A 15,288-nucleotide genomic window follows, 5' to 3' on the forward strand; every position below is an offset into this window, starting at 1 on the left:
ATTTCAAAGAACGACTATGATTTTTTAGTGGACACTAATGACAAAGACTAACAAACGAATAATTATGAGAGTAATTCAAAGAATTTGTAGCATATTGTTGCTGCTGGTTACATTTGGGGCTTCGGCATTGTATGCGCAGACGTACGATAAGTTGTGGAAGCAGGTGGAGCAGGCTCAAAAGAAAAGCCTGCCTCAAACAGTGATAAAACTGGCTGATGAAATCTATCGGAAAGGTCGGCAAGAGCAGAATGCTCCGCAAATGTTGAAAGCCTACATTTGTAGGGAGACTTATCAAGAGGGGCTGACTCCGGACAGCCTTTACTCCAGTCTGAAATATATGGAATCTTGGGCACAATCGGAGAGGAATCCGGTGAACAAGGCTATTCTACATTCTTTGTTGGCATATGAATATGCTGACTTGATGCGGAAGAATCGCCGTGTCTTGCTGTCACGTACTTTACTGACTGTTGACGAGGTTCCAGAAGATATCCGTGAGTGGAGTATCAGCCAGTTTGTGGATAAAATAGATAGGTGTAACCGTGCATCCTTGCAGGATTCCATCCGCTTGCTCAATACATCTGCAGAACAATATGTGCCTTTTGTGGTGTTGGAAGACGGTAGCCGGTTCTATGGGCACGATATGTACCATCTATTGGTAAGCCGTGCTGTTGATGCTTATCGGCAGCTGGATGGTTTCAGCGTGGATTCTTTGGTACAGACCCGTATCGAAAGGATTTATCTGGATATGATGAATGCTTATCGCCATCGTGCCGGTTCGGAAGATGCTATGTTGCTCTGTTCTCTTGATTATTGGAACTGGAAGTTGACCGGTGGTATCAGCCAGCAGCCTTATCCTACTTTCCGAATGCGTCAGGAAAAGGCTAATCGGGAATATCTTGAGGTTTTGGATAAATTGATAAAGGAATACGGTTCACGAGAGGTTTGTGCCGAGGTTTACATTCATAAAGCCAACCACCTGCGCCGTTTGGAACCGAAACGCGCTGATGAGGCTCTAAAAGTCTGTGAAGAAGGCTTGAAGCGCTATCCTGCGTATAAGCGTATCAATGAGTTGAAAAATATCCGTGAACAGATTTTACAGCCTGAACTCATTCTGACTATGAATGAAAGCGGTTATCCCGGCGATTCGGTGAATATGAGGCTGCATTATCGTAATGTCGAGGGCTTCACTCTCAACTTATATACCACTACTTTAAGTGAAGTACCTTGGATGGACCATGGTATAAATAAAGATACTTATAGAAAGTATGCCCGGAAGTTTTCTTCCACGCATTTTGGCTTAAAGCCGTTGCCAGGCAAGGATAAATTGCCTGAAGATGTCCCTTATCTTGCCTCGGACACTGTATTTAAGTTCATGATTCCTCGGGAAACGGGAGTCTATATTCTTCAAATAGTACCTGATACTGAAACGGCCCGTACAGATGATAAATTTCTGGTATCTACCCGCTTCAAGGTGCTGACATTGGATTTGGGTGACAACCGTATGGAAGTGGCTACATTGGATGCCCGTAGTGGACAGCCGATTGCTGGTGCCAAGGTGAGTTTCTACTCTTCTTATGATGAGAAGAATAGAAAAGCGATGGCAGAGGTACTGACTGATGCCGGGGGGAAAGCTGTATTACCCTGGCAGAGTGAAATCCGAAGTTATGTGGCGCGTAAAGGCAGAGACACAGCCATGATGCCGCAGAACGTTTATATGAATCATCCTTATTACGGTATTAAGGATACAGATTGGAGGCAGATGGCATTGCTGACAGACCGTTCGCTTTATCGTCCCGGGCAGACCGTTCATGTAAAAGGGATAGCTTACAAGCAGAATAGTGATAGCGCCCAGGTACTACAAGGAGTTGATTATGAGCTTGTCTTGTTGGATGCCAACCGCAAGGAACTTGCCACCAGGAAGGGGCGGACCAATGATTTCGGCTCTTTTGCTACGGAGTTTGTACTTCCGGCAGCTTGCCTGAATGGCATGTTCAGCATACGAACCAAAGAGCCTCAATCTACCGTCACTTTTAGGGTAGAGGAGTACAAGCGACCTACGTTCGAGATTGCCTTCACTCCGGTTTCGGAAGCTTATCGGCTGGGTGACAAGGTTGTGTTGAAAGGAAATGTCAAGGCCTTCAATGGCATGATGGTGCAGGATGTGCCATTGGCATATACGGTGACTCGCCGGAATCCGAGACCTGGTTATTGGAGCAATGCTGATAAACCATTATTGTCTGACACCATACAATTGGATACCAACGGGGATTTTTCCATACCCTTGACTTTGGAAGCTCCGGCTGTAGATACAGACGGGTATGGGAGTGTGTATACTTATCATGTGGAGGCGGTGGTGACGGATGAGGCCGGTGAAACGCAATCCGCTTCGTATAACTTGTTGGCAGGTCCTAAAGCTTATTCCTTTGATATTCGCTTGCCTCAATATGTTTGTAAGGAAGACAGTATGCTTTTCACTTTTGGAGTGAATAATGTAATGAATATTCCTCAGCACATTGAAGGTTCCTATTGCCTTTATCCATTTGCAGAACAAAATGGGGCAAGGAATATTGCAGGTTCTGAACCCTTGGATGATGTTGTATTGGAGGGTACCTTCACAGCCAATCGGCTCCAGGATTTTTCGGCTTGGAACAAGCTTCCTTCAGGTAACTATCGCTTGAAACTTTCTGTACGTGATAGTTTGGGACGTGAAGAGAATAATGGGGCATATGGCAGTGACAGTTTCATGCTCTTTTCAAAGAGTGACAAGCGTCCGGCTGCGTTTACAGATTTCTTTTATTATAAAGAAAATGAGGAATTTGATGTACAGTACCCTGCCGCTTTTCTTTTGGGGACTTCTTATCGGGATGCATATGTGCTGATGGATGTCTTTTGTGACAGAAAACGCATTGAAAGCCGTGTGTTGCAGTTGAATGATACTATTATTCGTATGGAATTCCCTTATAAGGAAGCATATGGCAAGGGAATCACCATTCTTTTCAGTTTTGTGAAAGCTGGCGAGATGTACAGTCATCAGGTTGAACTGAAGAAGCGGGAGCCGGAACGTGCTCTCGACATGAAATGGGAAGTGTTCCGTGACCGTTTGCGTCCCGGACAGGAAGAAGAGTGGAAGCTCGTCATAAAGACGCCTCAAGGTATGCCTGCTGCGGCTGAGATGTTGGCTACGATGTACGACGCTTCACTGGATAAGATTTATAAGAGTAACCAGATACTACGGGTTTTCTATCCGGATAATCTGTATGGGGCATTCCGTGGTGCGAGCCGTTATAATAGCAATTACTTCTCCGTTTATTTCCCGTTGAAGGCTTGGAGGGTTCCGGTGTGGTCGTTTGACTACTTCTGTTCTCCTTATATGGATGGAAGGATGCGGATAGTGATGGTAGAAGACAATGCGCTTTTGGAAGAAGTAAGTGTTGTGGGGTATGGGACTACCCGGAATAGCTCTTTGACCGGTAATCTTAGAATACGTGGTGCCAACCAGCCGATGCTTGCTTCCAAAGCAGAATCCGGGAATGCCGTTGAAGTGAAATATGTTCCTGCACAAGTAGCGGAAGACGCGGTGGAAGATGTTGTTTTTGAATCGGAAACGATACCGGTTGGCGAGACCTTGCAACCTATTGAGGGGCTTCGCACCAACTTTGCCGAAACAGCCTTTTTTTATCCTCAACTTCGTACAAACGAACAAGGGGAGCTTGCGTTTTCTTTTACGATGCCGCAGAGCTTGACTCGTTGGAATTTCCGTGGTTACTCACATACTAAGGATATGCTGACTGGGATATTGGATGCTTCCGTTGTAACTGCCAAGGAGTTTATGCTGACTCCGAATATGCCTCGGTTTGTCCGCGTTGGAGATAAAACACAGATAGCCGGAACAATAGCCAATCTGACGGGTAAAGCGGTGAAAGGAACAGCAGTATTCACACTGTTCGACCCTATGACGGAGAAAGTTATTGCTACTCAACGTCAGAAATTCTTGGTAGAAGCAGGAAGAAATACTGCTGTCAACTTCCATTTCGAAGTGTCCGACCGCTATGATTTGCTTGGTATTCGTATGGTTGCCGATGGAGGTACGTTTAGCGATGGCGAGCAGCATCTGTTGCCCGTATTAAGTAATAAGGAGTATATTACGGAAACGCTTGCTATGCCTATCCGTGGCGAGGAGACCCGTACGTTCTCATTAGACAGCCTTTTCAACCGTAATAGCCGTACAGCGACAGACCGTCGTCTGACTGTAGAATTTACCGGGAATCCGGCTTGGTATGCTGTACAAGCGTTGCCGGCATTGAGCCTGCCTGCCAATGATAATGCCATTTCTTGGGCTACAGCTTGGTATGCCAATAGTCTGGCAGGCTTCATTGCCAACAGCCAGCCCCGCATTAAGACTGTATTTGACAGTTGGAAGGCTGCCGGTGGCACGAAAGAAACCTTCCTCAGCCAGTTGGAGAAGAATCAGGATGTGAAGAATATCCTGCTCAGCGAGTCTCCGTGGGTACTGGAAGCTACTACTGAAGCCGAACAGCAGGCACGTATTGCCACGCTGTTTGATATCAACCAACTGAATAACCGCAATCTTTCCGCTTTTACCAAATTGAAAGAATTGCAGGGTGAAGACGGTGGATGGAGCTGGTATAAGGGAATGTCCGGTAGCCGCTATATAACTGGCTATATTACAGAATTACTTGTTCGTCTTCCTCTGCTGACGAAAAATGAACAGCCTGAAGAAGTTGCCGCCATGCGGCAGAAAGCTTTCGGCTATTTGAATCGGCAGGCTTTGGAAGAGTATCGCAATATCCGTAAAGCCGAAAAAAATGGCGCCAGAATTACTGCCAACTCCGAATCGGCAATGACATATCTGTATCTGATAGCCCTTAGCGGCGAACAAGTGCCGGCAGACAATCAAGCGGCTTACCGCTATTTCCTATCAAAAGTAGGTGCCAATCTTAAAGATGGAACCATGAGCAGCAAGGCGCAGTCTGCCATCATCCTGAAAGCAGTAGGGCGTACAGCCGAGGCGAATGAATTCATCGCTTCCCTCAAGGAACATCTGGTACAGACGGATGAACTGGGTGCATACTTTGCTTTCCAAGCAAATCCGTATAACTGGGGTATGCTGCCCATCCCTGCCCATGTGGAAGTAATGGAAGCCCTGCGTATGGCAGGTGGCAACGATGCTTTGGTGGAGGAAATGAAACTCTGGCTGCTGAAACAGAAGCAGACTACCAGTTGGAATTCTCCGGTTGCAACGGCTGATGCTGTTTATGCATTGCTTTGTCAAGGTACTAATCTGCTGGAAAGTCGGGGAGACGTACGTATCACGTTAGGTAACAAAGTTTTGGAAACATTGTCGCCTACAAAGACCATAATCCCGGGTTTGGGTTATGTCAAGGAAACCTTCGCTCAAGGAAGTCCGGAGCTGAAAGCTAAAACCGTCACCGTAGAGAAACGGGATGCAGGCATTGCCTGGGGAGCTGTTTATGCCCAGTATCTGTCACCCATATCTGATGTAAAGCAGCAGGGGGGGGAATTGAATGTAGAGAAGAAACTTTATGTAGAGCGTATATCGGCCGGTGGTAGCAAGTCCTTGCAACCGGTTACGGAAGGGACCGTATTATCCGTCGGTGATAAAATAGTGGCCCGTTTGACTATCCGCTTGGACCGTACTATGGATTTTGTTCAGTTGAAAGACCAGCGGGGTGCCTGCTTTGAACCTATAGGCTCGCTTTCCGGTTATCGTTGGAGTAACGGCCTTGGTTATTATGCAGAAGTGGAAGATGCCGCAACCAATTTCTTCTTCGACCATTTGGGCAAAGGCGTTTATGTCTTAGAGCACAGTTATCGCATAGCCCGTGGCGGAACATACGAAACGGGGCTGGCCACGATACAGTGTGCGTATGCTCCGGAGTATGCTTCGCATTCGGCGGGAGGGATAATTGTAATAAAGTAACAATAGAGTATGGAGCGGAGCGCAATTTGTACAAATTGCGCTCCGCTATTTTAGGTACTCTCGCTAAAAACACCTATTTTTGTCCGACTAATATTGAATGAGAGTGGCAGAATTAGGAAATCTTGATATTAAGAAAAATAGATGAAGCGGATATTGATAACTTTATATGTGCTTGCAAGTGTGGTATTGACTGCTGTAGCGCAAGCTCGTTTTACCTCGAATACAGAGATGTACAGTTTCGGCCAGATAGAATGGAAGCATCCCGTGACTGTGCAATATACCATCACCAATACGGGTGACCAGCCTTTAGTGCTTACAGAAGTGGAGCCGGATTGTGCCTGCTCCGTGGCCCAGTGGACAAAAACGCCTATTGCACCGGGGGCAAAAGGAACGGTGAATGTGACTTTTGATGCCAAGGCATTGGGACATTTCCAGAAATCCGTGGCTATTTACAGCAATGCGCAACCCAATCTGGTCTATTTGAAGTTCAATGGTGAAGTAGTACAGGAAATCAAGGACTTTACCAAGACGCATCCCTATCTTATCGGTCAGATACGTATTGACAAGAACAGCCTCGACTTTCCCGATATTCAGCATGGTGAGCAGCCGGTGATTCATATCGGCGTGGTCAATCTTTCCGACCGTCCTTATGAACCGGTACTGATGCATCTGCCTCCTTATTTGCAGACAAAAGTAGAGCCCAATGTCTTGCAAAAGGGAGAAAAAGGAGTGATTACACTTACATTGAATTCGGAAAGACTGACTGGCCTCGGACTGACTCAAACGTCGGTCTATCTTTCTCGCTTCTCCGGTGACAAGGTGGGCGATGAAAACGAGATTCCCGTTTCTGCCATTCTTTTACCGGATTTCTCCGGAATGACGGAAGTGGAGAAGGCAAATGCTCCTGCCATCAGCCTTTCTACCAAAGAAGTTGATATGAGTGCGATATTGGCAAAGAAGTCAAAAGCACGTCAGGATATTACCATTACCAATACCGGGCGTTCTCCTTTACAGATAAACAAGCTCCAGGTATTCCACCCGGCAGTGGGAGTTAACCTCAAGAAGAGTGTATTGCAACCCGGTGAAAGCACTCGCCTGCGGGTAACGGTAGTGAAGAAGAATATAGGCAAGAAGCGCCGTCATCTGCGTCTGCTGATGATTACCAATGACCCGATGCAGCCGAAAGTTGAAATCAACATTAAAGCAAAACAATAAGAAGTCGTAAAGTCCTTCATAACTCATAACTTATAACTCACAAATAGCCATGGAACATCCCGAAAATAATGAAGCATATAAAGGCTTGGTTGTCAATGCAGGCATTGAGCAACCTTCATCGGTCAATCCTTACTTGAAGAACCGTCCCAGGCGGAAGAAACGCGAGCTTTCCGTATCAGACTATGTGGAGGGTATAGTGAAAGGTGATGTTACGGTACTCAGCCAGGCTGTAACACTGGTGGAAAGTGTGAAACCGGAGCACCAGGCTGTGGCGCAGGAGGTGATAGAGAAGTGTTTGCCCTATTCGGGCAACTCCGTCCGTGTGGGTATCAGTGGTGTGCCCGGTGCCGGTAAAAGTACCTCTATTGATGTATTTGGCTTGCATGTACTGGAGGAACACGGCGGCAAGTTGGCCGTTCTTGCCATTGACCCGAGCAGCGAACGCAGCAAAGGCAGTATTCTCGGTGATAAGACGCGTATGGAGAAGCTCTCCGTTCATCCCAAGTCCTTTATACGTCCCAGTCCCTCTGCCGGTTCGCTGGGTGGCGTGGCACGCAAGACGCGTGAAACGATTGTGCTTTGTGAGGCTGCCGGTTTCGACAAGATATTTGTAGAGACGGTAGGGGTGGGGCAGAGTGAGACTGCCGTACATTCTATGGTAGACTTCTTCCTGCTGATACAGCTGGCGGGTACGGGCGATGAGTTGCAAGGCATCAAACGCGGCATCATGGAAATGGCCGATGGCATTATTATTAATAAGGCTGATGGCGACAATCTGGAGCGGGCCAGACTGGCAGCAACGCAGTTCCGTAATGCGCTGCACCTCTTCCCGGCTCCGGAGAGCGGTTGGACACCCCAAGTGCTGACTTATTCCGGTTTCTATAATCTTGGTGTAAAAGAAGTGTGGGATATGGTCTACAAATACATTGACTTTGTGAAAGATAACGGCTATTTTGAATACCGCCGCAATGAGCAAAGCAAATACTGGATGTACGAGACCATTAACGAACAGCTGCGCGACAGCTTTTACCACAATCCGCAGATTGAAGCGATGCTGACTGGTAAGGAAAACCAAGTGCTGCAAGGTAACTTGACTTCTTTTGTGGCTGCCAAGAACTTGCTGGACACCTATTTTGCAGAACTGAAGAAATAAGGGCATATCCCTTTCCCTATATCGATGACTAAGGAAAACAACATGGAAGTGGCGCGGCGGTTTACCCGCCGCCTTCATGAACTCCCTTCTGAGGAGCTGGAGCTCATTGCCGGTTTGTTTGTACGCCGTGAGGTGCACAAAGGAGAACTGTTGATTAGTGAGAAAGATATAGCCAGGGATATTGTTTTCGTAGAGAAAGGACTGCTTCGCCAGTTCTATTTCAAAGAAGGCCGGGACATTACAGAGAACTTTGCCTGCGACGGTGACGGCGCTATGTGTATCGTCAGCCTTTTCACCGGACGCCGTAATTGCCTTCAGCTGGAATCCTTGGAGGAAGGCGTCATCTGGAGCATTTCGTATGCAGGACTGGTCGAACTCTCTGAGCGTTATCTGCATATAGCCCGTCTGCTTCGCCATTTATTGGAGGGGTCTTTAATGCTTTCCCAATATAAAGCAGACTCTTGGCGTTTCGAAACCTCACGCGAGCGGTATGCGCGCTTCGTCAGGGATTATCCGGAGATAGCCCGGCGTGCCTCAGTCAACCACATAGCATCTTATCTGTTAATGACTCCCGAGTCCCTGAGCCGGGTACGTGCCGGAGTACTGTGACGGTGGAACGGCTGTTTTATACGGCTTTCCCTTCTTTCTCGAAATCCTTGCGTGACTTGCTTTGTGTCACGATGTACACTCCCAGGAATACCAAGGCTATGGCTATTCCCTTTTCCAAATTGAACACTCCCAATCCTAAGATGATGGCAACGGTTGAGGCCACGATGGGCTGCATGTAGTTGTACATGCTCACCACAGTGGGGCGCAACAGCCTCTGCGCACTCATTATGAAGATATAGGCAAGGAAGCTTCCTCCCACAACCACATATCCCGCTTGCAGCAGGGCGGCTGTAGATATTTCGCTCCACTGTATGGCAGCCACGTCGTGGTAAGAGAACGGGATGTAGCACATGGAGGCATAGACAAACATCCATTTGTTCAGGGTGATGGGAGAGTATTTTTGCGACAACCCCTTGAATACGGTCAGATAAATGGAGAAGCTGATTTGGGCGAGCAGGCAGAGAAGGTCTCCGATGAGGCTGCCATTGCCGGCACCGGTGGTCTGGCTGCTCATGATGAGTATGAATGCGCCCATAGCCCCTACAAAGATGCCCAGCACTTTCTTGTTGGTGACCGGCTCTTTCAGATAGATTGCAGCCACTATCATGGTGACGATGGGCAGCGTGGTTGTAACGATGGAGGCGTCTATGGGCGAAGTCATGGAGAGTCCGAAGATATAGACACCCTGATTGAATACCAGCGCGAAGAGTGCGGCGAAGAATATCTTCAGCATGTCCCGGTGGTCCACCTGCTCGCGTTTGCAGAACAAGGAGAGGAGCCAGAAGCAGGCGGCTGCGCCTACCATGCGGAATGTGGTTACTGACAACGCGGAAAACTCCGCTAAGGCCGACTTGCCGATAGGTGCCATCAGCCCCCATAAGATATTTGCGGTAAGGGCGAACAGATGCCCTTGAATGTTCTTGTCCATACTCTTTTGTTCTTTGCGGGTGCAAAAGAACAACTATTTTCTGAAAAGAGAAAATCTTTCATTATATGATTTTTCTGGTTCATGGGCGTAGAAATAAGAGATTATCGTGTATATTTGCTTCTAATTAAAAGCAAGAAACCATGGAAGTACAAGCCAATTACATCAAGCGTATCGAAATACACGGATTGTGGCATCGGTACGATATTGCCTGGGACCTGCGTCCTGACGTCAATATACTTTCCGGCATCAACGGAGTGGGGAAGACCACTATCCTGAACCGTTCGGTCAACTATCTGGAACAGACATCGGGTGAAGTGAAGAGTGACGAGAAGAACGGCGTACACGTCTACTTCGACAACCCCGCAGCCACCTTTATCCCCTATGATGTAATCCGCAGCTACGACCGCCCCCTTATCATGGGCGACTTTACGGCACGCATGGCCGATGCCAACGTGAAGTCGGAACTGGACTGGCAGCTCTATCTGCTCCAGCGCCGTTATCTGGACTACCAGGTGAACATCGGCAACAAGATGATAGAGCTGCTCAGCGGTGACGAAGAGCAGCGCAGCCTGGCTCCCTCCCTTTCCCTCCCCAAGCGGAAGTTCCAGGATATGATTGACGAGCTTTTCAGCTATACCCATAAGACGATAGACCGCAAAAGCAACGACATCGTTTTCTATCAGAACGGCGAGCGCCTGCTGCCCTACAAACTGTCTTCGGGCGAGAAGCAGATGCTGGTCATCCTGCTGACCGTGCTGGTGCGTGACGATGACCACTGCGTACTCTTCATGGACGAGCCGGAAGCCTCCCTGCACATCGAATGGCAGCAGAAGCTCATCGGCATGATACGCAGCCTGAATCCCAATGTGCAGCTTATCCTCACCACCCATTCGCCCGCCGTCATCATGGAAGGCTGGCTGGATGCCGTCACCGAAGTCAGCGAAATCTCCTCCCTAATCCCTAATCCTTAATCCCTACCCAAGTGTCCACTTCTTTAAAACATAACCTTACTTCCGCCTATCTGGATGCCGCCCGCAAGTTGTCTCCCAAGAGAGCACGCAGGCGCATAGTGGCGTATGTGGAGAGCTATGACGACATCGCTTTCTGGCGGACGCTGCTGTCCGAGTTCGAGAATGAGGAGCGTTATTTCCAGGTGATGCTTCCGTCTGCCACCTCCCTGGCAAAGGGCAAGAAGATGGTGCTGATGAATACGTTGAACACATCGGAGCTGGGCCGCAGCCTGATAGCTTGTGTAGACAGCGACTACGACTTCCTGCTGCAAGGTGCCACCAAGGTGTCGCATAAGATAAACAAGAATCCCTATATCTTCCAGACTTATGGCTATGCCATCGAGAACTTCCACTGCTTTGCCGACAGTCTGCATGAAGTCTGTGTGCAGGCCACGCTGAACGACCGGCATATCCTGGACTTCCCCGCTTTTCTGAAGCGTTATTCTCAGATTGCCTATCCGCTGTTTCTGTGGAATGTCTGGTTCTACCGCCAGCACGACACACACACTTTCCCGATGTACGACTTCAACGCCTGCGTGCGTTTGCAAGAGATAAACCTGCGTCATCCTTACCGTAGTCTGGACGAGATGCAAAAGACGGTGTCGGCAAAGCTGTCCGAACTGCAAGCCCGTTTCCCCCGCTACATCGACCGGGTGGAGCAGCTGGGCACGGAGTTGGAACGTTTGGGACTGACTCCGGACAATACCTATCTTTATATCCAAGGACACCATATCATGGATTGTGTAGTGCTGAAAATTCTTATCCCGGTATGTACGGTGCTGCGTCGTGAACGCGAGCAGGAGATAAAGCGCCTGGCAGAGCATAACGAACAGTTCCGCAACGAACTGACGGGGTATGAGAACAGTCAGGTCAATGTATCCGTGATGCTGAAAAAAAACAGCGGCTACAAGAACCTTTATCTTTATCAGTGGTTGAAAGAAGACATTATGGAGTTCCTCGAGCGGGAGGAACAGTCGCGTAGATAAGATTGCCGTTATGATAAACATACGATTATGGAGATATTGAAGAAGATAGACGACCTTTTAATCGGGTGGGGCATATCCCCTTCCCGGGCTGATATGCTCGACCAATTCATTGCCTTCGCACTGATACTTGCCGTTGCTTTCCTGGCGGATGCCCTATGCCGGAAAATCCTGCTGAAGGTAGTGGCACAACTGGTGAAGAAGACCAAGGCTACGTGGGACGACATCGTATTCGACCGTAAAGTGATGGTGCACCTCAGCCGCATGGTGGCTCCCGTTATCATCTATCTGTTTGTTCCATTGGCATTTGTCGAAGTCGGTTCATCGGCAATGGATTTTATCCGGCGTATCTGCCTTATTTACATCATCATTACTTTCCTGAGTTTCGTCAACTCGTTCCTGAAGGCTGTTTACAGTGTATACAGTGAGAAGGAGCAATTTCGTGACCGCCCTTTAAAGGGGATGTTGCAAACTATGCAAGTCATCCTATGGCTGGTGGGCGGCATTGTGGTCGTGGGCGAACTGATAGGCCGCGACCCGCTTTCGCTGCTTGCCGGATTGGGTGCTTCGGCAGCCATCCTGATGCTGGTATTCAAGGATTCCATTATGGGCTTTGTCTCCGGTGTGCAGCTTTCGGCCAACGACATGCTGAAGGTGGGCGACTGGATTGAGATGCCCAAGTACGGTGCCAACGGTACGGTGATAGAGGTAACGTTGAACACCGTAAAAGTGCGCAACTGGGACAATACCATTACCACCATCCCTCCTTACCTGCTTGTCAGCGACTCCTTCCAGAACTGGCGCGGCATGCGCGAGAGCGGTGGGCGGCGAGTGAAGCGCAGTATCAATATCGACATGACCAGCGTCCGTTTCTGCACCCCGGAGATGCTGGCAAAATATCGCAAGATACAGCTACTGAAAGATTATGTGGAGCAGACGGAGGAAGTGATTGAAAAGTACAATGTGGAAAACGGCATCGATAACTCCATCCTCGTCAACGGACGCCGCCAGACCAATCTGGGGGTGTTCCGGGCGTATCTGACGGCTTATTTGAAAAGTCTTCCCGACGTAAATCAGGAACTGACCTGCATGGTGCGCCAACTCCAGCCTACCGACCGCGGTATCCCGATAGAACTTTATTTCTTCTGTGCGCTGAAGGATTGGGTGCCCTATGAAGGGGTGCAGGCGGATGTGTTCGACCATGTGCTGGCAATCATCCCCGAATTCGATTTGCAGGTATTCCAGTCTCCGTCCGGCAGAGATTTCCAGCGGGTACTGCCTGCTGCTTCCGAAGAAAAAGGAGCTTGATTCCGACCATCAAAAAGGCCTATATCTATTGTATTTCTCATAGGGAGTCATTACCTTTGAACCCTATACTGAAAGGTCAGAACATCCCCATCTTTTCTCCCAAAACATCCCCATGTTTTGGGGTATTACATCCGGGTGTTTTGGGTGAAAACATCCCCATGTTTTGGGGCAATACATCCGGGTGTTTTAGGTATTCAGTCATATAGTGAAAGGTATTCGGTCACGGAGTCTTTACCGTAAGGTATAGGCTTTGTGTATGCAAGTTGTAGGTGTGCCTCGCGTCGGGCGGGAATATCTTTCGTTTTTTACGAACCTAATTATAAAGAAAGATTGGTATGTCAATGAATTATGTGGTCCGCAAGAAGGTGGACAAGAGTGGAGACAAGGAAGTGGTGCGCTACTACGCGGCGTCAAAAGTGCTTCAGCCGGAACCGGTGAGCAATGACGAACTGGCCAAGAGGCTGGCTTTTGTCAGCTCCCTGCAGGTGGGCGATGCCCAGTCCGTGCTGGTGCAACTGCCGGATATTATAGCGGACTATCTGGCCAGTGGACGCACGGTGAACATCAAGGGACTTGGAAACTTTTTTCCCTCCATCACCAGCGAACCGGTGGAACGGATAGAGGACTGTACGGCAGATAAAGTGCGCATTTCGCGTATCTGCTTCAGGGCGGCAGGCAGTTTCATGCAGCGCGTTTGCCGTCATCTGGACTTGTTCAGCTTTCAGGTTCAGGAATTGAAGAAGGAGCTGAAGAAGAAGTAAACGGTACTTTTAGTTTCTTTCTTGAAACAGCGCGTACCCCTTGAAGCCGGAAGGCATTCGAGGGGTACGCTGTTGAAGAAGTTGTGTGTTTCTTTATAGTCTTGTGAGTGCTTCTTTTTTTTTACTTCACCCAGTTTCCGTTCATCCAGCTGCATTCTTTCTTGATGTCCTCGAAAGAACTATAGCTCAGGTTGGCGTCCACCTTGTTGCTTGTCACGGCGATAAAGTCGGCATGGGTGTAGATGCCTTCTTTGCAGCTCAGCTCGGCGGTGAGGGTGATGTTGGTCAGCTTGGAAGTGCCGTTCTTCAGGGCGTTTTCGGTAAGGGCGGTTTCCACGGTCAGGGGTTGGCCTTTGCCGCAGACCTTGGCGTTGTCTATTTCCACTTCCGTGCCGGCACGCAGACGGATGCCTTGCTTGCTGCCGCCGTTGCCGACGAGGATGAGGTTCTTCAATACGGGGTGGGCAACGGGAGTGGCGGCGTTGTTGCTGCCGTTGTTGTCGCACTCCATCAGGCAGTCGCAGTCGTAGCCCAGTGTGGATTCGGCTTCTTGGTAAGCCACGAGGTTGGTGCCTTTGCCGTTCCAGCCTTCGGTCCAGTCGAAGGAGTCGTCGCTACAGCTTACGGCTACGAGGTTGCTCACGTTTACCGAGCCGCCGAAGAACTCAAAGCCGTCGTCGGAACCTTTGTAGGCTTGGCAGTGGTCCACGATGGTACCGTTGCCTACGCCGTAGAAAGAGATACCGTTGGCTTCGTGCTCTTCATCGAAGGCAAAGCCGGTGTATTCCAGACGAATGTATTGCAGCGTGCCCGAGTTGTCGGCATCATCGTTGCCGCCGTAAACGGCGCCGCCTATTTCAGAACTTCCCTTGCCGCCTTCGGCATTGGTGTGGGCGCGTCCGCAGATGTGTATGCCTCCCCATGCGCCCGGCTCTTCTTTTTCGCTGGTCATTACGATGGGTTTGTCCGGCGTGCCTATGGCGTTGATTTTACCGCCCTGCTTCACGAGGATGTAGTCTGCGATGTCATCGTAGACGGCGATAATCTTCACGCCTTCCTCTATGTGGAGCGTGGCACCTTCTTCTACGATGTATTCGCCGCTCAGCTTGTAGGTGTTTCCGGCAGCCAGGGTCACGTCGGAGGTGACGGTACCTTTCAGTATCGTACCGTTTTCGATTTCATTGCCGTTTCCGTTGCCGCCGTTGCCGCCATTGTCGTTGTTGTCGTCGCTGCTGCAAGCGGTGAGGATAGACATGCCGGCTACAAAGGCCAGAGAGTGGAATTTCCATTTCATTGCTTTCATAATTCAATTGTTTTAGTTGTTATATTCAATTCATCTGTCTGTCATTCAGATAGATT

At 49.0% G+C, this 15,288-nt stretch carries 10 protein-coding genes; 8 read left to right on the plus strand and 2 right to left on the minus strand.

The window, feature by feature from the left end; all coding sequences use genetic code 11:
• The first annotated feature begins 64 nt into the window (after window positions 1-64).
• The 4 genes from DW096_RS08760 to DW096_RS08775 all read left to right on the plus strand — a co-directional run bounded on the left by DW096_RS08760 (window position 65) and on the right by DW096_RS08775 (window position 8,939).
• Complete coding sequence (locus DW096_RS08760; RefSeq protein WP_117963619.1) at window positions 65-5,962, plus strand: alpha-2-macroglobulin family protein; 5,898 nt, start codon at window positions 65-67, stop codon at window positions 5,960-5,962.
• 141 nt (window positions 5,963-6,103) lie between these two features.
• Entirely contained in the window at window positions 6,104-7,177 is a 1,074-nt protein-coding gene (locus tag DW096_RS08765; protein WP_005824010.1) for a DUF1573 domain-containing protein, read from the plus strand.
• A gap of 49 nt (window positions 7,178-7,226) precedes the next feature.
• Entirely contained in the window at window positions 7,227-8,330 is a 1,104-nt protein-coding gene (gene meaB / locus DW096_RS08770) for a methylmalonyl Co-A mutase-associated GTPase MeaB (RefSeq protein ID WP_117963618.1), read from the plus strand.
• A 24-nt stretch (window positions 8,331-8,354) separates the two neighbouring features.
• A complete protein-coding gene (locus DW096_RS08775) occupies window positions 8,355-8,939 on the plus strand; it encodes a Crp/Fnr family transcriptional regulator (protein WP_005824006.1) in 585 nt (194 codons plus the stop codon).
• Between the two features lie 16 nt (window positions 8,940-8,955).
• Here DW096_RS08775 and DW096_RS08780 read toward each other — a convergent pair whose 3' ends face one another.
• Window positions 8,956-9,867, minus strand: coding sequence for a DMT family transporter (locus DW096_RS08780; protein WP_005835197.1), 912 nt, complete (start codon window positions 9,865-9,867; stop codon window positions 8,956-8,958).
• Between the two features lie 140 nt (window positions 9,868-10,007).
• On the opposite strand from DW096_RS08780, the gene DW096_RS08785 reads away from it, so the two are divergent.
• The 4 genes from DW096_RS08785 (at window position 10,008) to DW096_RS08805 (ending at window position 13,929) form a co-directional block, all read left to right on the plus strand.
• Entirely contained in the window at window positions 10,008-10,838 is an 831-nt protein-coding gene (locus tag DW096_RS08785) for an AAA family ATPase (RefSeq protein ID WP_005823999.1), read from the plus strand.
• An 11-nt stretch (window positions 10,839-10,849) separates the two neighbouring features.
• The gene (locus tag DW096_RS08790) at window positions 10,850-11,863 is read left to right on the plus strand and encodes a DUF4435 domain-containing protein (RefSeq protein WP_005823997.1); all 1,014 of its coding nucleotides are present in this window, start codon (window positions 10,850-10,852) and stop codon (window positions 11,861-11,863) included.
• 27 nt (window positions 11,864-11,890) lie between these two features.
• The gene (locus DW096_RS08795; protein ID WP_009037162.1) at window positions 11,891-13,168 is read left to right on the plus strand and encodes a mechanosensitive ion channel family protein; all 1,278 of its coding nucleotides are present in this window, start codon (window positions 11,891-11,893) and stop codon (window positions 13,166-13,168) included.
• Window positions 13,169-13,503: 335 nt separating this feature from the next.
• Window positions 13,504-13,929 (plus strand): hypothetical protein, encoded by a 426-nt coding sequence (locus tag DW096_RS08805; RefSeq protein ID WP_005835201.1) that lies wholly within the window; start codon window positions 13,504-13,506, stop codon window positions 13,927-13,929.
• Between the two features lie 121 nt (window positions 13,930-14,050).
• On the opposite strand, the gene DW096_RS08810 is transcribed toward DW096_RS08805, so the two are convergent.
• Window positions 14,051-15,232 carry a hypothetical protein gene (locus DW096_RS08810; RefSeq protein ID WP_118931106.1) on the minus strand — a complete coding sequence of 394 codons (1,182 nt, stop codon included), beginning with the start codon at window positions 15,230-15,232 and terminating at the stop codon, window positions 14,051-14,053.
• Window positions 15,233-15,288: the final 56 nt, after the last annotated feature.

This window comes from Bacteroides sp. AM07-18 (assembly GCF_003602695.1).
In the GTDB taxonomy this organism is placed as follows: Bacteria; Bacteroidota; Bacteroidia; order Bacteroidales; family Bacteroidaceae; genus Bacteroides; species Bacteroides uniformis.

What these genes read in the sequence shown, in the direction of transcription:
- DW096_RS08760 (WP_117963619.1), top strand. Translation starts at nt 65, where the DNA reads ATGAGAGTAATTCAAAGAATTTGTAGCATATTGTTGCTGCTGGTTACA.
- DW096_RS08765 (WP_005824010.1), top strand. Translation starts at nt 6,104, where the DNA reads ATGAAGCGGATATTGATAACTTTATATGTGCTTGCAAGTGTGGTATTG.
- meaB (WP_117963618.1), top strand. Translation starts at nt 7,227, where the DNA reads ATGGAACATCCCGAAAATAATGAAGCATATAAAGGCTTGGTTGTCAAT.
- DW096_RS08775 (WP_005824006.1), top strand. Translation starts at nt 8,355, where the DNA reads ATGACTAAGGAAAACAACATGGAAGTGGCGCGGCGGTTTACCCGCCGC.
- DW096_RS08780 (WP_005835197.1), bottom strand. Translation starts at nt 9,867, where the DNA reads ATGGACAAGAACATTCAAGGGCATCTGTTCGCCCTTACCGCAAATATC.
- DW096_RS08785 (WP_005823999.1), top strand. Translation starts at nt 10,008, where the DNA reads ATGGAAGTACAAGCCAATTACATCAAGCGTATCGAAATACACGGATTG.
- DW096_RS08795 (WP_009037162.1), top strand. Translation starts at nt 11,891, where the DNA reads ATGGAGATATTGAAGAAGATAGACGACCTTTTAATCGGGTGGGGCATA.
- DW096_RS08805 (WP_005835201.1), top strand. Translation starts at nt 13,504, where the DNA reads ATGTCAATGAATTATGTGGTCCGCAAGAAGGTGGACAAGAGTGGAGAC.
- DW096_RS08810 (WP_118931106.1), bottom strand. Translation starts at nt 15,232, where the DNA reads ATGAAAGCAATGAAATGGAAATTCCACTCTCTGGCCTTTGTAGCCGGC.